Origin of the sequence: Tenacibaculum profundi, from assembly GCF_052050075.1 — a bacterium.
Classification (GTDB): domain Bacteria; phylum Bacteroidota; class Bacteroidia; order Flavobacteriales; family Flavobacteriaceae; genus Polaribacter.
Window position 1 is genome coordinate 2,799,554 of record NZ_CP197225.1, and the last position, 24,864, is coordinate 2,824,417.

At 31.6% G+C, this 24,864-nt stretch carries 25 protein-coding genes; 12 read left to right on the forward strand and 13 right to left on the reverse strand.

The window, feature by feature from the left end:
- The first annotated feature begins 2 nt into the window (after positions 1 to 2).
- From ACSIGE_RS11385 to ACSIGE_RS11400, 4 genes are all read left to right on the forward strand, one after another.
- Complete coding sequence (locus ACSIGE_RS11385) at positions 3 to 1,346, forward strand: TolC family protein (RefSeq protein WP_440879992.1); 1,344 nt, start codon at positions 3 to 5, stop codon at positions 1,344 to 1,346.
- A 7-nt stretch (positions 1,347 to 1,353) separates the two neighbouring features.
- Positions 1,354 to 2,532 carry an efflux RND transporter periplasmic adaptor subunit gene (locus tag ACSIGE_RS11390; RefSeq protein WP_440879993.1) on the forward strand — a complete coding sequence of 393 codons (1,179 nt, stop codon included), beginning with the start codon at positions 1,354 to 1,356 and terminating at the stop codon, positions 2,530 to 2,532.
- Positions 2,533 to 2,543: 11 nt separating this feature from the next.
- Positions 2,544 to 6,005 carry an efflux RND transporter permease subunit gene (locus tag ACSIGE_RS11395; RefSeq protein WP_440879994.1) on the forward strand — a complete coding sequence of 1,154 codons (3,462 nt, stop codon included), beginning with the start codon at positions 2,544 to 2,546 and terminating at the stop codon, positions 6,003 to 6,005.
- 265 nt (positions 6,006 to 6,270) lie between these two features.
- A complete protein-coding gene (locus ACSIGE_RS11400) occupies positions 6,271 to 6,735 on the forward strand; it encodes a regulatory protein RecX (RefSeq protein WP_440879995.1) in 465 nt (154 codons plus the stop codon).
- 9 nt (positions 6,736 to 6,744) lie between these two features.
- Here the strand turns inward: ACSIGE_RS11400 and ACSIGE_RS11405 are convergent, their stop codons facing one another.
- Positions 6,745 to 7,170 (reverse strand): hypothetical protein, encoded by a 426-nt coding sequence (locus ACSIGE_RS11405; RefSeq protein WP_440879996.1) that lies wholly within the window; start codon positions 7,168 to 7,170, stop codon positions 6,745 to 6,747.
- 261 nt (positions 7,171 to 7,431) lie between these two features.
- Between ACSIGE_RS11405 and ACSIGE_RS11410 the strand changes: the two genes are divergently transcribed.
- The 3 genes from ACSIGE_RS11410 (at position 7,432) to ACSIGE_RS11420 (ending at position 9,628) form a co-directional block, all read left to right on the forward strand.
- Positions 7,432 to 8,388, forward strand: coding sequence for an NAD-dependent epimerase/dehydratase family protein (locus tag ACSIGE_RS11410; RefSeq protein ID WP_440879997.1), 957 nt, complete (start codon positions 7,432 to 7,434; stop codon positions 8,386 to 8,388).
- A gap of 96 nt (positions 8,389 to 8,484) precedes the next feature.
- Positions 8,485 to 9,075 (forward strand): thioredoxin family protein, encoded by a 591-nt coding sequence (locus ACSIGE_RS11415; RefSeq protein WP_440879998.1) that lies wholly within the window; start codon positions 8,485 to 8,487, stop codon positions 9,073 to 9,075.
- Positions 9,076 to 9,148: 73 nt separating this feature from the next.
- Entirely contained in the window at positions 9,149 to 9,628 is a 480-nt protein-coding gene (locus tag ACSIGE_RS11420) for an ABC transporter ATPase (RefSeq protein ID WP_440879999.1), read from the forward strand.
- A 400-nt stretch (positions 9,629 to 10,028) separates the two neighbouring features.
- Here ACSIGE_RS11420 and truB read toward each other — a convergent pair whose 3' ends face one another.
- The 5 genes from truB to mce all read right to left on the reverse strand — a co-directional run bounded on the left by truB (position 10,029) and on the right by mce (position 13,186).
- Positions 10,029 to 10,715: a tRNA pseudouridine(55) synthase TruB gene (gene truB / locus ACSIGE_RS11425; RefSeq protein WP_440880000.1), complete on the reverse strand. Its 687-nt coding sequence runs from the start codon at positions 10,713 to 10,715 to the stop codon at positions 10,029 to 10,031.
- The gene (locus ACSIGE_RS11430; RefSeq protein WP_440880001.1) at positions 10,712 to 11,509 is read right to left on the reverse strand and encodes an undecaprenyl-diphosphate phosphatase; all 798 of its coding nucleotides are present in this window, start codon (positions 11,507 to 11,509) and stop codon (positions 10,712 to 10,714) included. The genes truB and ACSIGE_RS11430 overlap by 4 nt, the downstream gene beginning before the upstream one ends.
- A gap of 1 nt (position 11,510) precedes the next feature.
- Complete coding sequence (locus ACSIGE_RS11435) at positions 11,511 to 11,753, reverse strand: DUF3098 domain-containing protein (protein WP_440880002.1); 243 nt, start codon at positions 11,751 to 11,753, stop codon at positions 11,511 to 11,513.
- Between the two features lie 2 nt (positions 11,754 to 11,755).
- Positions 11,756 to 12,634, reverse strand: a complete 879-nt coding sequence (locus ACSIGE_RS11440; RefSeq protein WP_440880003.1) for a cell division protein FtsX — start codon at positions 12,632 to 12,634, stop codon at positions 11,756 to 11,758.
- Between the two features lie 138 nt (positions 12,635 to 12,772).
- The gene (mce, locus tag ACSIGE_RS11445; RefSeq protein ID WP_440880004.1) at positions 12,773 to 13,186 is read right to left on the reverse strand and encodes a methylmalonyl-CoA epimerase; all 414 of its coding nucleotides are present in this window, start codon (positions 13,184 to 13,186) and stop codon (positions 12,773 to 12,775) included.
- Positions 13,187 to 13,388: 202 nt separating this feature from the next.
- Here mce and rbfA point away from each other — a divergent pair, with 202 nt between their 5' ends.
- Both rbfA and ACSIGE_RS11455 read left to right on the forward strand, forming a co-directional pair.
- Positions 13,389 to 13,784 carry a 30S ribosome-binding factor RbfA gene (gene rbfA, locus ACSIGE_RS11450; RefSeq protein WP_440880005.1) on the forward strand — a complete coding sequence of 132 codons (396 nt, stop codon included), beginning with the start codon at positions 13,389 to 13,391 and terminating at the stop codon, positions 13,782 to 13,784.
- 68 nt (positions 13,785 to 13,852) lie between these two features.
- The gene (locus ACSIGE_RS11455; protein WP_440880006.1) at positions 13,853 to 15,058 is read left to right on the forward strand and encodes an ABC transporter permease; all 1,206 of its coding nucleotides are present in this window, start codon (positions 13,853 to 13,855) and stop codon (positions 15,056 to 15,058) included.
- Positions 15,059 to 15,078: 20 nt separating this feature from the next.
- Here ACSIGE_RS11455 and dusB read toward each other — a convergent pair whose 3' ends face one another.
- The 5 genes from dusB to ACSIGE_RS11480 form a co-directional block, all read right to left on the reverse strand.
- Complete coding sequence (gene dusB / locus ACSIGE_RS11460; protein WP_440880007.1) at positions 15,079 to 16,056, reverse strand: tRNA dihydrouridine synthase DusB; 978 nt, start codon at positions 16,054 to 16,056, stop codon at positions 15,079 to 15,081.
- Positions 16,057 to 16,137: 81 nt separating this feature from the next.
- Positions 16,138 to 16,989: a DUF5777 family beta-barrel protein gene (locus tag ACSIGE_RS11465; RefSeq protein WP_440880008.1), complete on the reverse strand. Its 852-nt coding sequence runs from the start codon at positions 16,987 to 16,989 to the stop codon at positions 16,138 to 16,140.
- A complete protein-coding gene (locus tag ACSIGE_RS11470) occupies positions 16,971 to 17,363 on the reverse strand; it encodes an OB-fold protein (protein ID WP_440880009.1) in 393 nt (130 codons plus the stop codon). The genes ACSIGE_RS11465 and ACSIGE_RS11470 overlap by 19 nt, the downstream gene beginning before the upstream one ends.
- Positions 17,341 to 17,883, reverse strand: a complete 543-nt coding sequence (locus ACSIGE_RS11475; protein WP_440880010.1) for a YceI family protein — start codon at positions 17,881 to 17,883, stop codon at positions 17,341 to 17,343. Before ACSIGE_RS11475 ends, ACSIGE_RS11470 begins: the two co-directional genes overlap by 23 nt.
- Positions 17,873 to 18,238 (reverse strand): hypothetical protein, encoded by a 366-nt coding sequence (locus ACSIGE_RS11480; RefSeq protein WP_440880011.1) that lies wholly within the window; start codon positions 18,236 to 18,238, stop codon positions 17,873 to 17,875. Before ACSIGE_RS11480 ends, ACSIGE_RS11475 begins: the two co-directional genes overlap by 11 nt.
- Positions 18,239 to 18,538: 300 nt before the next feature.
- Between ACSIGE_RS11480 and lepA the strand changes: the two genes are divergently transcribed.
- Positions 18,539 to 20,335 (forward strand): translation elongation factor 4, encoded by a 1,797-nt coding sequence (gene lepA, locus ACSIGE_RS11485; protein ID WP_440880012.1) that lies wholly within the window; start codon positions 18,539 to 18,541, stop codon positions 20,333 to 20,335.
- 329 nt (positions 20,336 to 20,664) lie between these two features.
- Here lepA and ACSIGE_RS11490 read toward each other — a convergent pair whose 3' ends face one another.
- Both ACSIGE_RS11490 and ACSIGE_RS11495 read right to left on the reverse strand, forming a co-directional pair.
- Positions 20,665 to 21,810, reverse strand: a complete 1,146-nt coding sequence (locus tag ACSIGE_RS11490; RefSeq protein WP_440880013.1) for a glycerophosphodiester phosphodiesterase — start codon at positions 21,808 to 21,810, stop codon at positions 20,665 to 20,667.
- Positions 21,811 to 22,068: 258 nt separating this feature from the next.
- The gene (locus ACSIGE_RS11495) at positions 22,069 to 22,770 is read right to left on the reverse strand and encodes a zinc metallopeptidase (protein WP_440880014.1); all 702 of its coding nucleotides are present in this window, start codon (positions 22,768 to 22,770) and stop codon (positions 22,069 to 22,071) included.
- A gap of 91 nt (positions 22,771 to 22,861) precedes the next feature.
- Here ACSIGE_RS11495 and ACSIGE_RS11500 point away from each other — a divergent pair, with 91 nt between their 5' ends.
- Together ACSIGE_RS11500 and ACSIGE_RS11505 are read left to right on the forward strand one after the other, a co-directional pair.
- The gene (locus tag ACSIGE_RS11500; protein WP_440880015.1) at positions 22,862 to 23,896 is read left to right on the forward strand and encodes an asparaginase; all 1,035 of its coding nucleotides are present in this window, start codon (positions 22,862 to 22,864) and stop codon (positions 23,894 to 23,896) included.
- Positions 23,897 to 24,141: 245 nt separating this feature from the next.
- Entirely contained in the window at positions 24,142 to 24,858 is a 717-nt protein-coding gene (locus ACSIGE_RS11505; RefSeq protein WP_440880016.1) for a MotA/TolQ/ExbB proton channel family protein, read from the forward strand.
- The last annotated feature ends 6 nt before the right edge of the window (positions 24,859 to 24,864 follow it).

Below are 24,864 nucleotides of genomic sequence, written 5' to 3' on the forward strand. Positions count from 1 at the left end.
CAATGAGAAAATACATATTCAGTATATTCATGTTATTTTTTACTAGCATACTACTAGCACAAGAAACGGTATTACGTTTATCAATGCAAGAGGCAATTGATTATGCAATTAAGAATAACTACGAAAATAAAATAGCATCAAAAAACATTGAAGGTGCTAAGGAAAGAAAGTGGGAAACAACAACTATCGGTTTACCTCAAATAAATGGTAAATTAGACTATCAGAACTGGTTAAAACAACAGGTGGCTTTCCTACCAGCAGAGTTTACAGGTGGAGCGCCAGGTACTTTTCAGGCTATAAAGTTTGCACCCGATCAAACAATGAATGCTTCTGTAACGTTAACACAATTGATATTTGATGGCTCTTACCTTGTAGGGTTACAGTCCGCTAAAACTTACTTGAAAATATCAGAACAGGCAAAAGAGAAAACAGAAATGGCAACCAGAGAGGCGGTTATCAATGCCTATGGTAATGTGCTCATAACTGAAAAAACTATTCAAATCCTAGAAAATAATCTTCGCGTACTTAAAAAGAATTTATTCGAAGCTCAAAAAACATATGAAAATGGATTGATGGAGCAAGAAAAAGTAGAGCAGTTACAAATTACGTTAGGAAATGTAGAGAATAACCTTAGAAATGCAAAAAGAATGAGTTTGATAGCCTATAAAATGCTAAATATAGCATTGGGTAACTCGATAGAGAAGAGATTAGAGCTATCAGATACACTAGATAATTTGGTGGTTTCAAGTACTAACTTAGATCTTCTTGCGTATGAATTTGATGTTGAAAAGCACATTGATTTTCGTATGGTTGAAAATGAAAGAGAAAGCAAGCGATTGTTAATGAGGCTTGAGCAAAGTAAAGCCCTTCCAAGTTTATCAGCATTTGTAAACTATGGAGCTAACTCAAATTCAAATACATTTAGTTTTTTTGATGCAAAGCAACGATGGTTTGATTATTCTTTATTAGGGGTTAGCTTGAATTTACCTATCTTTAGTAGTTTTGGTAGACAAGCAAAAACAGCAAGAGCAAAAATTGAACTTGAAAATGCGGACATCAGAATGGAGGAGGCACGTCAAAAACTTAACTTACAAGCGGAGGTAGCTAAAAGTGAATACCAATTAAGCATTGGTAATTACGAAACCGCTAAAAAGAATTTAGGATTAGCTGAACGTATTGAAAAGAAACAGCAAATTAAGTTTTTTGAAGGGTTGTCAAGTAGTTTTGATTTGCTTCAGTCTCAAAATCAGTTGTATACTCAGCAAAATCAATACGTTCAATCTATGTTGAACGTTATTGCAAAAAAAGTAAAATTAGAAAACGCACTAAACATATCTATAAAATAATAAACGAATGAGAAGGATTTTACTACACACTTTTATTGTTTCTCTTCTAGCTTCATGTGGAAGTAAGGAGAAAACAGTAGACTCGGTTATAAGCACAAAGGATATTCAAAAAATAAGAGCTAAAAAAGATTTGCTGAATGAAAAGCAAGAATTGTTAGCCTCGCAAATTAAATTACTCGATGCTGAAATAGCAAAGCTAGATACGAGTAAAAAAGTTCCTTTAATCACCACTTTTAAAGTTGAAGAAAGTGTTTTTACGCATTACTTGGATTTACAAGGAAATGTTCAGACTAAGAAAAATGTTCTTGTGTATCCTGAAATGCCAGGTCAATTGGTGAAAATTTATGTTAAAGAAGGACAATATGTAGCAAAAGGGCAAGCTTTGGCAAAAATTGATGATGGAGGGCTTAGCCAGCAATTAGCTCAAATTGAAACACAAATGAATTTAGCGAAAACTACTTTTGATCGTCAAAAAAGACTATGGGATCAGAAAATAGGTTCAGAGATTCAATATTTACAAACAAAAACAAATTACGAAGCCTTAACCAAATCGGCTAATCAGATTAAAAAGCAATTAGATAAAAGTGTTGTAAAGGCTCCTTTTTCAGGGATTGTGGATGATGTAATTAAAGAACAAGGAATTATTGTAGCACCAGGGCCTGGTTCTGAAATTTTTAGAGTTGTGAATCTAAACGATATGTATATAGAAACTGATGTTCCAGAAAGTTATATTAGTTCTGTCAAAAAAGGAAAAGAGGTAAGAGTTGAATTTCCAGTGTTAGGAAAAACAGTAGATTCAAAAGTTCGTCAAGCTGGAAATTTTATAAACCCAGCCAATAGAACCTTTAAAGTAGAAATAGGAGTTGCTAATAAAGATAGAAGTATAAAGCCTAACTTAACTGCAAAGTTGCGCATCAATGATTATACGAATCCAAAATCAATTTTAATTCCACAAAGTATCATTTCTGAAAATGCAAATGGAGAACAATATGTGTATGTAATAAAGGATATAAAGAATTCGATTGGAAAAGCAAAGAAAGTAATTATCAGTACAGGAAAAACACAAGGAGATATTATAGAAGTGTTGTCAGGGTTGGAAGTAGGTTTTCAAATTGTAAAAGAAGGAGCACGAAGCGTTAAAGATAATCAAGAGGTTAAAATATTAGCTATTTCTGAAAAAATATAAAAATAAAACTAATGACTGAAAAGCAAAAACAACAAGTCAATAAAGAGTTTGGCATGTCTTCTTGGGCAATTAGTAATAAAACGACTATTTATGTTTTAATAACGCTAATTCTTATTCTTGGTATCTCAGCTTTTGTGAATATGCCAAGAGAAAACTTTCCTGAAATTCGAGAAACTAAAATTTATATAAGTTCAATATATCCTGGGAATACAGCAGAAGATGTTGAAAAATTAATAACGGATCCATTAGAAGATAAGCTGAAAACAGTTAGTAATGTTGTAAAGCTAACTTCAACTTCACAAGAAGATTATTCAATGATTATTGTTGAGTTTGATGAAAAAATTACTGTAGATCAGGCGAAGCAAAAAGTTAAAGATGAAATTGATCAAAAGGTCTCAGGAGAAGATTGGCCAACATTTAATGGAGCAAAGGTAGAACCCAACGTTTTTGAATTGAGTATATCTGAAGAAATGCCCATTTTGAATATTAATATTTCTGGAGATTACCCTGTTGATAAATTAAAAGAATATGGAGAGTATTTGGAAGATGAAATAGAGAATTTAATTGAAATAAAAAAGGTAGATATAAGAGGAGCGGAGGAAAAAGAAGTAGAGATTGCTGTAGATATCTATAAAATGATGGCGGCAAAAGTGAGCTTTCAAGATATTTTAAATGCAGTTAATAGTGGTAACCTAACCATGTCGGCCGGAAATTTAATAGCAAGTGGTCAAAGACGTACAATACGTATTTTAGGTGAAATTGAGCAACCACAAGAATTGCAAGATTTCGTGGTAAAATCTGAAAGAGGAAATTCTATATATCTAAAAGATATTGCAGTGATAACTTTTAAGGATAAAGATAAAACAACTTATGCTCGTGAATTTGGTGCTCCGGTTGTAATGCTCGATGTTAAAAAGCGTTCTGGAATGAATATGGTGGAGGCAGCAGATAAAATTCAAAAAATTGTAGAAGAAACAAAAAGAAATGTATTTCCAACCAACCTTAGAGTCACCATTGCAAATGATCAGTCTTCCAAAACAATAGGACAGGTTGATGATCTTGTCAATAATATTATTTTCGGGGTGATTTTGGTGGTGTTGGTATTAATGTTTTTTTTAGGATTCAAAAATGCTTTATTTGTTGGTTTTGCGATTCCTATGTCCATGTTCATGTCATTGATGATATTGGACTGGTTCGGCTATACAATGAATACCATGATTCTGTTCGGATTAATTATGGGGCTAGGAATGCTAGTGGATAACGGTATTGTTGTTGTTGAAAATGTGTACCGCTTAATGGACGAAGGAATGTCTAGGATTGAAGCAGCAAAAAAAGGAATCGGAGAAATTGCATTTCCAATTATTATATCAACATTAACAACGGTTGCAGCCTTTGTACCTCTTGCATTATGGCCAGGTGTTATGGGACAGTTCATGAAGTATTTTCCAATTACCTTGTCAGCTGTATTAGGGTCTTCACTATTTGTGGCAATTTTCTTTAATTCTGTAATGGTTTCACAGCTCATGACAGTGGAAGATAAAAATATGCCTATGAAGCGCATTATAACAATATCTTCTATTACTGGTGGCTTAGGATTACTAATTATTATTTTTGGTGGCGCCTATAGAGCATTAGGAACGATAATGCTATTTACAGCAATTATGCTTTGGGTATATAGGTTGGCATTAAGACCTTTAGCAAATTCTTTTCAAAATAAAGTTTTACCAAGATGGGAGCTTTTTTACGAGCGTGTTTTGAGAATTGCTTTGAAAGGATATAGGCCAACTGCAATTGTTGTAGTAACCATAGTATTGCTTTTTGTAGCTTTCATTGGGTTTGGAGGATCTATAAAAAGCCAACGAACCAAAGTTGAATTTTTTCCAGATAACACTCCAAATCAAATAGTTGTCTATATCGAGTATCCTCAAGGGACTGATATTGAAAAGACCAATATGATTATGAAGGATTTAGAAGAGCGTGTTTACGCTGTTATAAATTCGCCAGAGTATGTTGATAATGGGTATAATTTTTTAGTAGAGAGTGCTGTTTCTCAGGTAGGGGCAGGTTCAGGAAATCCACAGACAGATGGTGGTTCCACAGCAGAAATGCCGCATAGAGGAAAAATTACAGCTTCTATGAGAGAATATAAGTTTAGAAGAGGAGAAGATAGTAAGGAGTTACAAAAAAAGATAACAGAAGCTTTAAAAGGAATTTATCCAGGTCTTTCAATTTCTGTAGAGAAAGATCCTGTTGGTCCACCAGCAGGATATCCGATTAATATTGAATTGGAGGGTAAGGATTATGATCAACTCGTGGTTACAGCAGAAAAAATGAGAGATTATCTGAATACTAAAAATATTCCTGGTATTGATGAATTAAAGATTGATGTAAATAAATCTAAGCCAGCAATGTTGGTTAATGTAGATAGAAAAAAAGCAGGGGAACTAGGTGTGAGTTCTGTTCAAGTAGGACAGCAATTAAGAAATTCTATTTTTGGTTCCAAAGCAGGGGTTTATAAAGAAGATGGAGAGGATTATGATATTTACGTTCGTTTTAATAAAGATAACCGATATAATACAAGTGCTATCTTTAATCAGAAAATTACTTTTAGAGATCCATCTAATGGGCAAATTAAAACAATTCCAATATCTGCTGTGGCAACCCAAAAGAATACATCGGGGTATAGTGCAATTAAACATAAACGTGCAAAACGTATTGTAACTGTTTACTCAGCTTTAGCTCCTGGTTTTACAGATGCTACTGCAATTGTGGCTAAGGTTCAGAATGAAATGAAGTCTTTTGAAGATAAACCTGCCGATATTAAAATTGATTATACAGGGCAAATAGAGGAACAGGAAAAACAAATGTCGTTTTTAATGGGGGCTTTTTTCGCAGGATTAGGATTGATATTCTTTATTTTAATTTTCCAGTTTAATTCTGTGTCGAAACCAGCAATTATTATGTTGGCTATTTTCTTAAGTTTAATTGGAGTTTTTGGAGGATTAATAATTACAGCGAAACCATTTGTGATAATGATGACTATGATGGGAATTATTTCATTAGCAGGAATTGTAGTAAACAATGGAGTGGTTTTACTTGATTATACGCAACTATTGATTGATCGTAAAAAAATAGTACATAATATTAATAGTGAAGACTACCTAGATTTAAATGTTTTAAGTGAGGCAATTGTTAATGGAGGAAAAGCTCGTTTACGCCCAGTTTTATTAACTGCTATAACAACAATTTTAGGGTTGATACCCTTAGCAACAGGTTTAAATATCAATTTTTATACATTGGTTTCTGAGTTTAATCCCCACATTTATATTGGAGGAGATAATGTTATTTTTTGGGGACCTTTGGCTTGGACGGTAATATATGGTCTTTTTATAGCAACTTTCTTAACGTTAATTGTAGTTCCAATTTTATTTTATTTAATCACCAAGTTTAAAATGTGGCTTCGTAGTGTATAACAAAATATGAACGTTTTTAAAAGCTAAAGCAATTAATTGCTTTAGCTTTTTTTGTTATTTATAGTTTAGTATTCTTTTGTGATAAACCATAAGAGGTATTAAATATAAAGTAGGGCAATAAAATTTCTAAAAATTTAATGTCGCTTTGCTTTGTTAAATTTAATTTTGTTTTCTCCTTTAGGGGTAATTTTAATGCTATAAAAAATTATAGAAGAGACTTGATGATAAGAATTAATAGTTTGTAAAAAAGGAGTTGTATTTAAAAATGAAAAGAGGGTTTACATTAGAAGAAATTAAAAAAAAAATAGAACGATACTGTGTATATCAAGATCGTTGTCATAAGGAGGTTGAGAAAAAATTATTTGAATATTATTTAATTCCAGAAGCGAAAGAACAAATATTACTTCATTTACTAGAAAACAATTATTTGAATGAGGAACGGTTTGCAAAAAGCTTTGTAAGGGGGAAATTTAGAATTAAAAAATGGGGCAAAGATCGAATAATAAGAGAGTTGAATTATAAAAATATAAGTGCTACGAACATAAAAATTGCGCTAAAAGAAATAGACGAAGATGAGTATATGGAGGTGTTAAATAATTTAGCAGAAAAAAAGAATGGCGCAATGAAAGGCGAAGAAGTATACAAACGAAAGAAAAAAATTTTTGACTATTTAAAGTATCGCGGGTACGAAACAGACTTAATCATTGAAGTTTTAAGAAAATATTATTAATCTTTTATGTTATTCTAGCTTATCAAAAACACTGTCAAGTTTAATAGAATCATTGAACATTTTTTTCTTAAAAGTATGTTCAATTTTAGAGTTTAGACTGTTAAACGTTAAAAAAATATTTTCTACTTGTAAAACTACTTCCTTAGCGGTTATAGAAGGGATGTTACTCATGTCGGATAACCTAGAAACTTCGTTCTGAAAAACGTTTATTCTAGCGTTAAATGAAGGTGTTTTTAGTACTTCAATGTTAATACTATCTTTAGCTAATTTCGTAAGTTGCTTAAGTTCTAAAGAGTTGTTCAAAGCTTCTATTGAAGAAATACTTTCATAAATTTTTAAAAAGTCTTTTAAGTCAAAATATTCTTTCCAAGGCTTTATGTTATTTGAGGCGATACTGTCTAAATCTTTAGCTTTATGCTTTTTTTTTCGTTGCATTTTAGAGATTTTAACTAAGTCGTCTGTGGTATTTTTTTGCTTTTTAGAATTACAAGAAAAGAAAAAAACAAACAGTATAAAACTAAAGATATTAAAGGATATTATATTTTTAATCATGTTGGTAAAAATACTGAATTTGATGTGCATACCAAATAGAACTAATAACTTTATATTTTTATTAATGTTTAAAAAAGCATATTTTTCTTTTATGAAATCTTAAATTTAATACTTTTGTATGGTTGTGTTTTTGAATAATTAATAATGAAGAAAATATTAATCATAGGAGCCTGTGGGCAAATAGGGACGGCATTGACAGAAAATTTAAGAAAAGAATTTGGTAATGAAAATGTTATCGCTTCTGACATCAGAGAAGGAGCTAAGCACATAATGGAGTCAGGACCATTCGAAATTATTGATGCTACGGATAAAAACCGTATCCTTGATGTAGTTAAAGAGTATGGCATTGAAGAGATTTATTTAATGGCAGCAATGCTTTCAGCGACCGCAGAAAAGTATCCTCAAAAAGCATGGGACTTAAATATGAAATCGCTGTTGGTAGTTCTCGATTTAGCTAAGGAAAAACATATTAATAAAGTTTTTTGGCCAAGTTCAATGGCCGTTTTTGGAAGCACTTCACCAAAAATTAACACGCCACAACAAACCGTAACTGAACCAACTACTGTTTATGGGATCAGTAAAGTTGCAGGAGAGCACTGGTGTAATTATTATTATCAAAAATATGACGTTGATGTAAGAAGTATACGCTATCCTGGTATTATTAGTTGGAAATCGTTACCTGGTGGAGGGACTACAGATTATGCGGTAGATATTTATTTTGAAGCATTAAAAAATGGAAGTTTTGAGTGTTTCTTATCAAAGGATACAAGGTTGCCAATGATGTATATGGAAGATGCAATAAATGCAACTGTGGGTATTATGAGAGCAACAAAAGAAAAAATTAAAATCCGCACATCATATAATTTAGCTGCTATAAGTTTTACACCGAATGAAATTGCTGAAGAAATAAGAAAGTATATTCCAGATTTTGAAATCCAATATAAGCCCGATTTTAGACAAGATATTGCTGATTCTTGGCCTAGGATAATTGATGATTCAGCGGCGAGGAAAGACTGGGGCTGGGAGCATAATTATGACTTAAGCGAAATGACAGAAGATATTATTTTGAACTTAAGAAAACATGAGGAATTATTGATGTAAGGAATACGGAATTACTACGTCTTAAATTATCTAAGTAACAATAGTATAACTGTGAAGAGTTTTTACATGAAGACTCTTATTTAAAATGATTAAAAGATGAAGAAATTAATTGAAGAGAGCTTGGAAAAAGCCATATCTTACGATCAATATAGAACGTTGGTTAGTGACTTAATAGAACAAGGAAAATCTACTGGAGAAATTCAATCTGACGATTTGCTAAACTATAGTATTTTAAATGATAAAAGAATGAATCGTTTAGATAAAACGATCGAGATTTCGGAAAACACAAAGAATAAAGTTAAAAATGTTAAGAAAGAACAAACATGGCTCGTTTTAACAGAGGGGTGGTGTGGCGATGCAGCTCAAAACATTCCAGTAATAAATAAAATAGCAGAGCAGAATTCTAAAATTAATTTGAAGTTTGTTTTGAGAGATGAAAATCCAGAATTGATGGATCAGTTTTTAACAAATGGGGGAAAGGCAATTCCAAAGCTTATAGCAATTGATGATGAATCAAATGTGTTAGGTACTTGGGGGCCAAGGCCTAGTGAGGCAACTTCTATGGTGGCAGATTATAAAGAAAAATATGGAAAATTAGACCCAGAATTCAAAAAAGATTTGCAAATTTGGTACAACAAAAATAAAGGTAGGAATACCGAAAATGATTTGTTATCATTATTTAACTAGTTAAAATTAAAAGTTATTAAAACCGCTTAAGAATAGGATGCTTAAGTGGTTTTTTAAATGAATAAAAATTAGAATGTTTATAGAAAGTAGTGCATTGTCTGATGAGGCGAGAGTCTGGGTTTACCCAGCCAGTAGAAAGTTTTATGCTCAAGAGGTAGACGAAATAATTAATAAACTACATTCTTTTGTTTCCTCATGGAAAAAATCTTCAATGGATTTCCAGGCTTCTTTTGAGTTAAAATACAATCGTTTTATTATTTTTTTTGCTGAAAATAATATTCAGTTAACGAATAACGACATAGACGAACAAGTTTCCTTTATTTTAACATTGCAAAATGAATATAAGCTTGATTTGTTGGATAAAATGAATGTTTGTTTTAAACAAGGAGAGTTTGTTCAGTATAAAGAAATAAAAGCGTTTAAAAAGCTATTAAAAGAAAAAGCCGTTTCTCCTAAAACTATTGTTTTTGATAATTTAGTACAGTCAAAATATGATTTTGAAAATTATTGGGAAGTTCCAATAACTGACAGTTGGTATAATCGATTTTTATAGATATGAAAAAGATATGAAAATCAATTAATGTCTTAACCGTATCCATGTTTTAGATAACTAAGTTTGAAAAATATGAACTTTGGTGCCTCTTTTATCTGTAGGTATTTTAAAAATTTTATTTGTTATTTAAATACTATATGTTTTCACCATAGAGGTGCGTTTTTTCAAATTATCAAACTAATAATTAGTTAGTTTATTCGATTGAATATTAAAGAATAAAAAAGATTACATTTAAAAAATGACTTGTTTACATTGTTTTATTCAATATATAGCATTGTAAATTGCTTATAAAAACTAATATAATATGCTTAGTGTGAATTTTGCTTTTTGACTAAAAAGTTATCGCAGACGATTATAAATAGAAAGGATGATAATAATACATGAAGACAAAAAAACAAGTTTACAGAGTGTCAATGAACTTATCAATAGATTGAGCATTCTTAATAGAAAAATTGCCAATTTTTGTTCTCCTTAAGTCTGATAAATGTGCTCCAGAGTTTAGTGCTAAGCCAAAGTCATTAGCGATAGATCTAATATAGGTTCCCTTGCTGCAAACAATTCTAAACGCTATTTTAGGAAGCTTTATTTCAGTTATTTCAAATTCTTTTATTTCTATTTCTCTGGATTTAATTTCTGTTGTCTTTCCAGCTCTAGCCAATTCATACAGTCGTTTACCGTCTTTCTTGATTGCCGAAAAAATTGGTGGTTTTTGTTGAATTTTCCCAATAAACTTTGTAGTGGTCTCTTGAATTAGTTGGTGTGTAATGTGGTCAATAGGAAAAGTCTGATTAATTTCTGTCTCTAAATCATAACTAGGAGTAGTCGATCCAATTGTAAAAGTACCAGTATATTCTTTCACTTGACCTTGATACAGTTCAATGCTTTTCGTTTGTTTTCCCGTACAAATAATTAGGAGCCCTGTTGCTAAGGGATCGAGTGTGCCCGCATGACCTACTTTTATTTTTTTGAGATTAAAGTGCTTTTTTATATGCCAGCGTAGTTTGTTAACTACTTGAAATGAAGTCCACTCTAAAGGTTTGTCGATTAACAGAACCTGTCCATTTTTAAAATCTTCTACTGTTGTCATTTAAAGAATAAGGAATAAATAATAGCAATTAAACCAACCAAAAGGCAATACAGGGAAAAATAAGTTAATTTACTTTTTTTAACTAGTGCAATCATCCAGTTACAAGCTAGTAATCCTGCAACAAAGGCCGAAATAAATCCAGCGGACAAAGGAAGAATCTCTGAGTTTTGAAAGTTGATATCGCCCCCAACAATATCTTTGGCTACTTTACCAAGAATTAAGGGAACTACCATAAGAAATGAAAAACGAGCAGCTTTAGTTCTATCAATGCCTAACAAGACAGATGTTGAGATGGTCGCCCCAGATCTAGAAATACCCGGTAGCATTGCAATAGCTTGTGAAATACCGATTATAATAGCATTCGTAAATGATACTTTTTTACTAGTATTTTTTGCTTTGTCAGCTAGTAGCAATAACAAAGCAGTAACGAGAAGCATACAACCTACTAAAAGGATTTTTCCACCAAAAAAACTCTCAAGCTCTTTTTCAAATGACAAGCCAATAATTACGGCAGGAATCATTGATAAAATTATTTTAACAGAAAATTGAGTTTGTTCATTCCACTTAAACTGAAATAATCCTGAAAAAATTTCGAGGACTTCTTCTCTAAATATAACAAGTGTACTAAGTGCAGTAGCGGCATGTAATACAACAGTAAATGTAAGACTTTCTTGTGGTACGGAGTTGTCTCCAAAAATAGCTTTGGCTATTTCTAAGTGTCCACTTGACGAAACAGGTAAAAATTCTGTTAATCCTTGAATAATGCCAAGAATAATTGCTTCCAGTAAATCCATTTTATCTTTTTGGGCTGGCTAAAATAGCATAAATTTCAATACCAAAACCAATCAAAACTAGGGTTGGTGCTAAACGAATTCTTCTCCAACTGTAAAGTTCAGGGTTGAATACATCAGGATCGTCACTTCCTCCCCCTGCCATTAATATAAAACCAAGAGCTATTACGGCTAACCCGATAAGCATTATTGTGTAGTTTCTTTTACCGAAAAGAAAGCCGTCTTTAGTTGTCTTGTTATCTTTCATTGTTAATAGTATAAATCGTTTGTTTGTAAATTTAAAAAGCGTTGTGTAGCAAAAAAAGTACTGATCCAAGTAATAACAAAAGAACTTGTTAAAACACCTATCGCTATATATGATAAAGATTCATAGTCGTTTAATAAAGCTAGTGTTGGAACATATTTATCAACATAATAAATAATAATAAACAGCCCTACTAAAGCAACAAAGGCACCTAGTATTCCTAATTTGATGCTTTGCCAAATAAAAGGCCTTCGAATAAAAGCTTTCGTGGCTCCAACCATTTGCATGGTTTTTATGTTAAATCGTTTTGAATAGATGGCAAGTCTTATTGAACTATTAATTAGTATTATGGCAACAAGACTAAAGAAGCCACTTAAGACTAAGAGCCAAAAACTCACTCGTTGAATATTTTTAGTTAGTATGTCTACCAAGGGTTTGTCATAGTTCACTTCAGCAATATAATTATTATTCAAGTATTTCTTTTCAATAGACTTCATTTTATTTGGTGTAACATAACTAGCATTTAGGTAAATATCAATTCCATTTTTAAGGGGATTGTCTCCAAGAAATTCTAAAAAGTCTTCACCTAAATCTTTCTTGTATGTTTCTGCAGCTCTATCTTTAGTAACATAAACTATACGTTTGGTAAATTCTTCTTCCTTAATTGCTGTTTTTAAGTTATCTAATTGTTTTTTTGAAATACTGTCTTTCAGGAAAAGCGTCATAACAACTTTTTCTTTGAAATGATTAGCAACATGTGTAGACTTAAGTAAAATTAAACCAAGAATACCGATCATAAAAAGGACTAATGCAATACTAATGACAACAGATATGTATGAAGATTGTAATCGACGCTTCTGAAAAGAATCAAAAGATTTGCTCATTTTTCTGATATTTTTTATAACTCCGCAAGATATAAAATCAATTGGCAATTATCATGAATTGTAAAGATAAATTGCAACTTAATTTGTTAAAAATTAAGCTGTAATTTGTTTTGTTTTTTTTATCTGCGAGTTCTTGTTTTATTTATAGTTATTTGGAATTTCTTGGCATAATTCTATTAGGACACCATTCGTAGTTTTTGGATGTAAAAAAGCAACTAGTTTGTTGTCAGCTCCTTTTTTAGGTGTTTCATTTAAGACAGAAAACCCCTCTGCTATCAAACGTTTAATTTCAGCTTCAATATTATCAACAGCAAAAGCAATATGATGAATACCTTCTCCTTTTTTATTAATAAATTTAGCTATCGGACTGTCCTTTTTAGTAGCTTCTAGCAATTCTATTTTATTTGGGCCAGATTTAAAAAAAGAGGTTTTAACACCTTCGCTTTCTACTTCTTCAATTTTGTAATGAGGTTTTCCAAAAAGTGAAGCAAAAAGTTGGTTTGACTTTTCAAGATCCTTCACGGCTATCCCAATGTGCTCAATTTTATTCATAATGATTCTTTTGTAATTCATCCACTAAAAATATAATAGCTTGTGATTTTTTTGTAAAAATAGGAAATATAGGTGTTTGCTATTGAAAGATCTTTTGAATTTTAACTTTCACAAGCACTCATAAGTTTGTTTTCTGACGTGTTAAATAAGATTAAATGGTAGCTGAAAGAGAAACGAGTAAAATATTCCGTAAATTTGCAGTATGGAAGAAACAAATAGACAGCGTAAAATTGCAGGAGTACTGCAACAAGACTTAGTGAATGTTTTACAACGTGCTGCTCAAGATGGAATGCGAGGAGTAATTATATCAGTTTCAAAAGTTTCTGTTACAGCAGATTTGGGGGTGGCAAAGGTGTATTTAAGCGTTTTTCCTTCAGAGAAAAGAGATGAAATTATTGAAGGAGTAAAGTCAAATACAGTATCTATTAGGTATGAGCTTGCTCAAAGAACTAGAAATCAGCTTAGAAGGATGCCTGAATTGTTGTTTTATAGTGATGATAGTTTAGATTATATTGAAGAGATAGATAAATCATTAGGAGGAGAAGATATAGATCCTATAAAGAATCCGGAGATCTTACCTAAACGTCAAAAGCGTTAACTGAATAAGAGGAAAATTAAAAAAAAGACCCTACATTTGACGTATAATCTTTTTTTAAAAAAAGGCCATTGAATTTTCCTCTCTACATAGCTAAAAGATATTTATTTTCAAAGAATAGCACAAATGCTATAAACATAATAACGTATATAGCAACTTTCAGTGTTATTGTAAGTGCTATAGCTCTTTTTGTGTTGTTATCTGTCTTTTCAGGTTTAAGAACTTTTAGTGATACTTTACTCGAAGCATCTGATCCAGATATAAAAATTTTACCTAAAGAAGGAAAGGTTTTTAACGTGTCAGATTCGGTAATTGATATATTATCAGGTAAAAATGAGGTGGAAGCCTTTTCTATGATAGTAGAAGAGCGAGTTTCATTACGTTATAAAAACAAAAACCATATTGCTTTTATAAAAGGAGTTGATGAAAATTATACCAATGTTGTACCTATCGATTCATCTTTAAATGTAGGTACGTGGCTGGATCAAAAATATAAAAACATAGCGGTCATTGGAGCAGGTATTTCGTATAAGCTTTCATTAGCTGCGTTTAATTTTGAAACACCATTACAAGTTCTTGTCCCAAAGCCAGGAACTAAATTTATTACAAATCCAAATAGGGCATTTAATGCTATTGATGTTAATATTTTTGGGGTATATGGTGGCTCAGAGGAATTTCAAGATAAGTTTGTTTTTACCCATATTCAGGAAGCACAAAGTTTACTGAATTATGAACCGAAAGAAGTAACTGCTATCGAACTGAAAATTAAAAATAGGTTTGATGTGCGAACAGTAAAAAAAGAGTTAAAAACTCTGTTAGGTAATCGATTTGACATAAAAACAAAAAAAGAATTAAACGCCTTATATTATAAAGTAGTAAATACAGAGAATTTCATCTCTTATTTGATATTTACGCTAATTACAATTATCGCTCTCTTTAATGTAGTAGGGTCTATAATAATGATGATTATTGATAAAAAAAATAATCTAAAGACATTGTTAAGCTTGGGGGTTAACATAAACCAGGTTAAGAAAATATTTATTTACCAAGGTTTTTTATTAGTTTTTATAGGAATGTCAATAGGAGTTTTTGTAGGTGCTTTTTTGGTATTCATACAAATAAAATATGGGCTTTTTATGATCACAAATAGTTTGCCTTATCCGGTAGAGCTAAAATGGACAAATTTTTTCATTGTTGTTACGACCATCAGTTGCCTTGGAATTATGGCTTCAAAAATTGCTAGTTCAAGAATTAGTAAGGGATTCATTGAGGGGTAGTAAAATTGCTTTTAAAAAAATTATCCAAATTTTTCTTTAACCAATTCAAAAGTATCGAAAACATCACGAGGGTCATCACTGGTAACCATTTTTAATCGGTATTCTTTAAAGTGTGGAATTCCTTTAAAGTAGTTTGTATAATGTCTTCTTGTTTCTACAACACCTAGATGTTCTCCTTTCCAATCGATGGACATTTCCAAGTGTCTTCTAGCCATTTCTGCACGTTCTATAATCGAAGGTTTTGGTAAATGCTCTCCTGTTTTGAAAAAATGTTTTATTTCATTAAAGAACCACGGATAGCCAATAGAGGCTCTGCCAATCATACAGCCATCTAGACCATATTTATCACGCATTTCCAAGGCTCTTTCAGGAGAATCAACGTCGCCATTCCCAAAAACAGGGATGTACATTCTAGGATTATTTTTTACTTTAGCTATAGGTTTCCAATCGGCACTACCTTTATACATCTGTGCTCTTGTTCTACCATGAATAGAAATTGCTTTGCAACCTACATCTTGTAAGCGTTCTGCAACTTCTACTATTTTGATAGAATCATGATCCCAGCCTAAACGAGTTTTAACGGTAACAGGAAGCTTGGTGTGTTTTACCATAGCCTCAGTAAGTTTAACCATTAAATCAATATCCTTTAAAATTCCAGCACCAGCACCTTTCGAAACTACTTTTTTTACTGGGCAACCAAAATTGATGTCTATTATATCAGGGTTTGTCTTTTCTACAATTTCTACAGATCGTAACATGGAATCTAGGTTGGCGCCAAAAATTTGAATACCAACGGGGCGCTCTTTCTCATAGATGTCCAGTTTCATTACACTTTTTGCAGCATCGCGAATCAAACCCTCTGAAGAAATAAATTCTGTATAAACTACATCAGCTCCATTTTCTTTACATAAGGCTCTAAAAGGAGGATCACTAACATCTTCCATTGGAGCTAGTAATAAAGGGAAATCAGGTAATTCTATAGTGTCTATTTTAACCAAACCAAAAAATTTTGGCAAATTTAACTTTTATTTTTTAGGTACAAAAGTATCTTAATTTACTTGTTATATGTCTATAGGGGCTTAGAATACTCGTACGATATTAAATCCAAAGGCAATTTCTCCCTCGGCTTTACTAATGAAGCCCGTTTCATTAGTGGACTGCGCATTGGTAAATAGCAACTGAAAAACATGGCCTCCAGTTTCAATGTCCATACCAAAAGCATAAGCATTGGTATACCTTGAGTTATTGTGCCTATTAAAATTATGAATATATTCAGTGTTTAGACTTATTCGCTTACTAATTTTATAACGACTTCCAAAACCTAAGGCAAATTGGTTGTGATTTGCCTCTACGGTATTTCTTAAATCTTGTAAGTTCTCTCTGATAAATGTAGGGGCTATTTCCAGTGAAAGTTTTTTTGAAAAACTTCGGGAGAGTAATGCTTGTAACGAGTAGCTGTAACGATCAGCATCTTTCAACTCAGGGTATGTAATTTTATTAATTAATGTATTTCTATAAATACCAGTATAACCTGTTATATTTATTGGGAATTTATGAGTTTGTTTAGCAATTCTAAATTTAGAGTTTAAAGCAAAAGTTCTGTCAAATGATTCTCTTGATATACTCAACTGAATTCCATCCCAAAAGCTGTAGAGTAATTCCATTTTTGTATTAGCATTATCTAATCCAAGAAAAGTATCAAGTCCTTCACTAATTGGACCAAAACGATGAGACACGATCAAATAAAAATCGCCTTTTTCCGCTATTTTGGTTGATTGAAGGTTACCGATTTTAAGCGTTTTAAATGTAGGTGATATATATTCATCTATATACTTGTCAGTTTTTTCAAGTTCCTTTAAAAGATCGTCTTGTGCATTAAGAGTAGTTGTTATAAAAATAAAACAAAGAAGAATTAGTTTTTTATGATACATTGATTAATTTTTAATTCATTGAGTAATTCGTCGTAACCAATAATAATACCTTTGATAGTTACTTGACTGTTTGTTTTGGGTAAAGATTTTAATGTATTAGGACTTTTAAGCTGACAAAAAATAAAATTATCAATAATAAAGTTATTGCCATCAAGTTCAGTAATTATTCCTGAAATCTCTACAGGTCTGTTTTCCCAGCCTAGTGGTGTTTTTTTTATAAGGTTTAAAAAGTTTGAAGCTTTCCCTGAGTAACTAACTTCCATATTTTCAATGGATATTGGAGTCCTGTAAACATATTCAAAGCCAAACCAAAGAACAATGATCAACGTAAAAGAAATAAACAATATTAATTTATTTTTTTTCAGAAAGTTCATAATCGATAGTAACTATTATTTGATCTGCTATTTTTTTTCTTACAATGCTAGGAATTTTAATGTTAAATTCTTGTGGGGCTACCGTGAACATTCCTTTCAAAATGATTTTATTATTTAAAGACTTCTTTAGTTCAATTTTGGTCTGTATCATTTTCGAAATTCCTTTAATAGTAAGTTTTCCTCTTAAAATATGAGAAATTTTTTTCAAATGACTTGCATCAAATTGTTCTATTGTGCCTACGAAACTGGCTTTTGGAAACTCATCAGACTCCATATAGTTTTCATTGAAGTGTTCTTGCATTAGAGCTAGTCTAAATGAAAAAGTACTAATGTACAATTGGGTGGCTATTTTACCATCACTATTTAAAAGTACAGAAGTACTTTTACTAATGGCTTCAACAGGCTCAAAGGATTCTGTTGAAGCTGAAAATTTTGTAATTCCTGTTCTTGATATAAATTTTTGAGATAGACATACCGAATAAGTTAACAAGAATACAGCTAAAAGTGCTCTACTTTTCAAGATAACCATCATTTTTCCATTGATTGATTATTGAAATAATTGTACTGTTTTGTCCTGATGGTGGCATTGGGTTTGAACTATTGTTAATTCTGCTGATTAGATTCCCGTTTTCTGCAGCATTTTTTACTTGAGTGTAATTGGTTAATGGAAGCCCAGAAGCGGGAATAACAGCATCATGGCAAGCAGAGGTAGCACAACTATTATTGATTAATGTTTTAACATTTTGTTCATAAGTTGTTTTACTAGAAGGAGGGTCTACTGGAGTGGGTATAGGTTCTGTTATTTCTGAAGAAGAACAGTTGATTAAAAAAACACTAATTAAAACAAAAAAAGCATATTGAATTATTTTTTCCATTGGGTTTAAGTATTTGAATTCTTATTTGTTTATATGAAATATGATTTCATAAATTAAATTTAATTATTTGTTTTTCAGCAGTATAAATTTAATGAAAAGGAAAGTAATAACCATGAAGCGGAAATATAAGCTTTAAGAAAATTAAAAAAATGAATAACAATTAAATGACAGTATCCAAATTAAATTTGGAATTCAAAAGTTTATAATATTTTGAAATATAGATCATGCTATTATTTTTTATTTGTAAAAGGCTTTAAATAGCGTATCTTTGTTGGTCATCATTGGATATATTTTAAGTACATGAAAAATATTAGAAATTTCTGCATCATTGCGCACATAGATCATGGTAAAAGTACATTGGCGGATAGGTTGTTGGATTATACAGGGGCGGTTACAGAACGTGAAAAGCAGGATCAGCTATTGGATAATATGGATCTAGAGAGAGAGCGAGGCATTACAATAAAATCGCATGCTATTCAGATGGATTATGTCTACAATGGTGAACCTTTTATTCTAAATTTGATTGATACCCCAGGGCATGTAGATTTTTCTTATGAGGTTTCTAGATCTATTGCTGCTTGTGAAGGAGCTTTGTTGATCGTAGATGCAGCGCAGAGTATTCAAGCGCAAACTATATCCAATTTGTATTTGGCCTTGGAAAATGACTTGGAAATTATTCCAGTACTGAATAAGGTAGATTTACCAAGTGCAAACCCAGAAGAAGTTACAGATGATATTGTCGACCTCCTTGGTTGCGACTCGGAAGATGTAATTCCAGCAAGCGGAAAAACAGGTTTCGGGGTAGATAAAATTTTAGAGGCAATTATTAGTAGAATTCCTGCGCCATCAGGAAATCCGGATGCTCCGTTAAAGGCATTGATCTTTGATAGTGTTTATAATTCGTATAGAGGAATTGAAACCTATTTTAGAGTTATTGATGGTTCTATTAAGAAAAATCAACAGATAAAGTTCATGGCTACCGGCAAGCAGTATGGTGCAGATGAGGTTGGGACATTAAAACTGGAGCAGGTTGTTAAAAAAGAAATAAAAACAGGTGATGTAGGGTATTTAATTACAGGAATTAAAGCAGCAAAGGAAGTGAAGGTAGGAGATACGATTACGGATTTTGCGCAACCTACTCAAGATATTATTGAAGGTTTTGAAGATGTAAAACCAATGGTTTTTGCAGGGATTTATCCTGTAGACACAGAGGATTATGAAGAGCTTCGTAATTCTATGGAAAAATTACAATTGAATGATGCTTCTTTAGTTTTTCAGCCAGAAAGTTCTGCCGCTTTAGGATTCGGATTCCGATGTGGGTTCCTTGGAATGTTGCATATGGAAATTATTCAAGAGCGTCTTGAACGTGAGTTTAATATGACAGTAATTACTACAGTTCCTAACGTATCTTACCATGCGTTTACTAAGAAACAAATGGATGAGATTATTGTGGTAAACAATCCTTCTGACTTACCTGATCCTTCTAAACTAGATAGAGTAGAAGAACCATTTATCAAAGCATCGATCATTACAAAGTCTGATTTTGTAGGTCAGGTAATGAGTTTATGTATAGAGAAGCGTGGGCAAATAATTAATCAGACATATTTGACACCTGAACGTGTAGAATTGATTTTCGAAATGCCATTGGCAGAAATTGTATTTGATTTTTACGACCGCTTAAAAACAGTTTCTAAAGGATATGCGTCTTTTGATTATCATCCAATAGGAATGAAAAAATCAAAGTTGGTGCGTGTAGATATGTTATTAAACGGACAGTCCGTTGACGCTCTGTCGGCACTACTACATGCAGATAACGCTTATTCTATTGGAAAAAGAATATGTGAGAAGTTAAAGGAGTTAATTCCTCGTCAACAGTTTGATATACCTATTCAGGCGGCTATCGGTGCAAAAATTATAGCAAGAGAAACGGTAAAAGCTTTACGAAAAGACGTAACAGCAAAGTGTTATGGTGGTGATATTTCGAGAAAACGAAAACTTTTAGAAAAGCAAAAAAAGGGTAAAAAGCGTATGCGTCAAGTTGGGAATGTTGAAATTCCTCAACAAGCTTTTATGGCTGTTTTAAAGTTGAATGATTAATTTGTTTTTTCTCAGTCTAGAAAAGATTATAATTATTTGAGGAACTCTATTTTATGTATTTTTTGATACTAACAATGCTATTCAATTGTGCATGATATTTATGTGAATTTGTAAATTGTAATGTGTGTTCTTGTTTATTTCTTTATTGTGAAGAAAACATAATTCTTATACTAACATAGGTATATATAAAAGTGCCTTGGGTTAGAATAAATGTTATGGTTCTAGAGAATAGAGAGGTACAGGATAAAAGAAATCAACCTACTGGAAATTATTTTCTACATGATTTCAGTCTATGATTGTTTTTTGTCTTAAATCAATGTCTGTTATGATCACTGTTTTTCTACCTTGTTTTTTTCTAACCAAGAATTTAAAGCTTTTGTTGCTTCTTCTGTGTAGTCGCTAAATAATCCATCCACACCAGCGTTAAAAAATAAATGATATTCATTTTCAGGATTTCCTCCACTCCATTGGATATTTTCATTTCTGAACGTATAAGGATGCACTTGTAAACCATGAGTATGTGCTAGTTTTACAAAGTTTGTTGGTTCTAGTAAAGTATTATTGTTAGAATCACTCTTATAAGAAATAATAAAAGGCTTCCATGGCCCTATACCATCGGCATAGTTAGCTGTAAATTTCATGCCTTCTTTTGTCTTAAAAAATTCATAGGTTCTTTTATCGCCATTAACATAAAAATCATACGGAGCGCCATAAGAAATAAACTCTCCATCAGGAACATTAAAGTCCAATGATCCATCTTTATTTATGTTGTATGCTGAGATCAATTGAACTAATTTTACAGTTGATTTTGTGTTGATATACTGTAATGGTTCAACTTCGAAGCATTGAATAAAAATAGGAGAATCAAACGTGTTTAATTTGTTTTTTTCTAATGTTTTAATTAATCTATTTTCTATATAATGTTTCCCAAAAATATTGTTATGAAAATGAGGGTGTTTAATTTCTGGGTAAATTCCAATCACTTTATCAATATTATGTGTTCTAGCTACATGAATCACCTCTTCAAAAGTAGGGATGTCAAATTGGTTGTCAAATTCCGTTGATCTTCCTTTATAAGATTGCTTAGCTTTTAGTTGCTTTATTTGAGCTAAGGTAAAATCGATGGCAAACCAATCGGTTACCATTTTACCGTCTATATTTTTTGTCGTTTTTAAGCCTGCAAACGCTTCAATTTCACTTACATTTGTTGTCCCAGATAGCATTGGCTCGTGCCTAACAATTAAATGACCATCTTTTGTTAATACCAAATCAGGTTCTATGAAATCCGTTCCTAGTTCAATCGCTTTTGAGAAACCTTCAATGGTATGCTCCGGTAAAATAGATTGAGCTCCTCGGTGTGAAATAATTATTGGTTTATTTCTAGGGTTTTCGTTGCTGTTATTATTGTCATTTTCACAAGACACAAGTAGAAAAGAATTTAAAAAACTCAATAAGAATGCTTTAGGTAGATTCATTTCAAAATTAGATTATTTGCTTTCAAAATTAATAATAGTAGTTACTAACCTAATTTAAGATATAATCATTCTATTTGAAAATAAATTAAAGAAAATGTTACAAAGCTTAAAAAATTGTTAAGTTTAATCTAGGTTTACTAATATTGATTAGAAAAATCTAATTGTTTTCAATTCGCTAGACTCTCCAAAAGATTTCTTAAAAAAAATCCGTAGTTATTGATCATTGATTTATACTGTTCTTTTCAATATAAAAATCAGTTAATCTCTATTTGCTGCCATTAGCCTCATAACCCAATAGGCCAGCATGGCAAGTGATCCTAGTGCAGAGACCAAGTAAGTTCTTGCAGCCCATTTTAAGGCGTCTTTTGAACCAGCAAATTCCTCTCGGGTAACTATATGTTTGTTCTTTAGCCAATCTAAAGCTCTGTTACTTGCGTCATATTCAACAGGTAAAGTTACAAAACTAAATAATGTACCAACTGCCATTAATATAACTCCTGCAGCTAACAACCAATAGCCAGCACCTATCCCTTGTGCGGCACCAAGAATTATTCCTCCCATGATTAGGTACCCTGAAAATTTAGAAGAAATATTAACCATTGGAACAAGATTTGATCTCATCTTAAGCCATTTATATGCTTTTGCATGTTGTACAGCATGGCCTACTTCATGCGCAGCAACCGCAGCAGCAGCAGCATTTCTCTGGTTGTATACTCCTTCACTTAAGTTAACTGTTTTGTTTCTAGGGTTATAGTGGTCTGTTAGCATTCCGGGTACAGAAATTACTTTTACGTCATATATACCATGGTCATGCAACATTTTTTCTGCTATTTCAGCACCACTCATTCCATTTCTAAGTCTAATTTCAGAGTACTTTTTAAACTTTCTTTTTAACGTATTACTAACTACCCAACTGGCAAGTGTTATAATTCCGATAATGAAATAATATTCTAAACCCATATTTTTATTTTTTTATTATATTTCCTTTTAAGTTAATAAATTTACCACATAAATTATTCCATAATATACCAACTAAAAAGAACATGTCAAAATGACAAAACAACCGAATATTCTAATTGTCTATACAGGAGGAACCATTGGAATGGTAAAAGACTATAAAACAGGAGCTCTAAAAGCGTTTGACTTTACTCAAATATCAAAAAAAATACCAGAATTACAACAATTAAATTGCACTATAAATACCATTTCATTTGAAGAGCCTATTGATTCTTCAAATATGAATATAAAATATTATGTTGAGATAGCAAAAATAATAGCTGATAATTATGATTTTTTCGATGGATTTGTTGTTTTAACCGGATCTGATACAATGTCTTATGTGTCTTCGGCTTTAAGTTTTATGTTTGAAAACTTACAAAAGCCGGTAATATTTACAGGTTCTCAATTACCTATTGGAGATCTAAGGACTGATGCAAAAGAGAATTTAATTACATCTATTCAGATTGCAGGTTCATCTATTAACGGAAAAGCAATAGTTAGAGAAGTTGGCTTGTATTTTGAATATAAATTATATAGAGCTAATAGGACTACAAAAATTAGTGCAGAGCAATTTGAAGCTTTTACATCAATGAATTATCCTCCTTTGGCTGAAAGCGGTGTGCATTTAAACTTTAATAAATCTTTATTACTGAAGCTAGATAATGAAGATGAAAAGCTTATTTTTAGAAAAGGATTAAATAATAATATTGCTGTTTTAAAGTTGTTTCCGGGGATAACAGAAAAAATCGTTAGAAGCTATTTAAAGATAGAAGGTTTAAGAGGTATTATTATGGAAACATTTGGGGCAGGAAATGCACCTACGCACCCATGGTTTTTAGAGGTATTAAAAGAGCTTGATGAAAATAATATTTATGTTGTGAATGTGACTCAATGTAAAGGGGGAAGTGTTCTTTTGGGACACTATGAAACAAGTTCTGTTTTAAAAGATCTTGGAGTAATAGACGGAAAAGATATTACAACTGAAGCAGCAGTAGCCAAATTGATGTATTTATTAGGTGAAAAATTAACAAAAAAAGAGTTTGTAGAATATTTCGAGATGCCTTTACGAGGAGAGATTAGTACTTAAAAATATGCTTGTGTTCTCTGGCTTTTTTAGACTTTATTATTAACAATCAGGATTTAAAAAAAACTTATTTAAGATAAAAAATAATTTTTTTTTTAAAAAATCAACATTTTTTTGTTACTTGCCACTCTGAAAATAAAAAATACAATTAGTAGCGTAAAAAACACACTTATTCTTTAATATTTATTAGAATCATGGTAAAATTTGTATTTTTAACCCGTTAACTATTTAAAATTAATTATAACAAAATGAAAAAAGTAGTAAATATCCTAACTATCTCAGGATTTATGTTCTTAGGAGCTATTCAGTCGACTTACGCTCAAGAAGCAGTGGAAAAAACTTTTCACCAAGAGTTAAAACAACGTTTTATTGAAGGGGGTCCTGGGTTTATGGGAATTGTATTGGTAGCTTTAATCTTAGGTTTAGCTATCGCTATAGAAAGAATCATATATCTTAATATGGCTACAACCAATACAAAAAAGTTAGTTACTAGTGTAGATGAGGCTTTAAGCTCAGGAGGTGTAGAAGCAGCAAAGGAGGTATGTAGAAATACAAAAGGTCCTGTAGCTTCAATTTTTTATCAAGGTTTAGAAAGAGCTGACGAAGGATTAGATGCTGCTGAAAAAGCTGTAGTTGGATACGGAGGTGTTCAAATGGGATTATTAGAAAAAAATATTTCTTGGTTATCTCTATTTATAGCTTTGGCACCTATGCTTGGTTTTATGGGAACAGTTATTGGTATGATTGGAGCATTTGATTCGATTGCAATAGCGAATGATATTTCTCCAGCAGTTGTTGCAGGCGGTATTAAAGTAGCACTTTTAACTACTGTATTTGGTTTAGTGGTTGCAATTATCCTACAAATCTTTTACAACTACATTGTTTCAAAGGTAGATAGTATCGTAAATACAATGGAAGACGCTTCTATTTCTTTAATCGATCTATTAGCTAAGTATAAAAAGTAATTATTA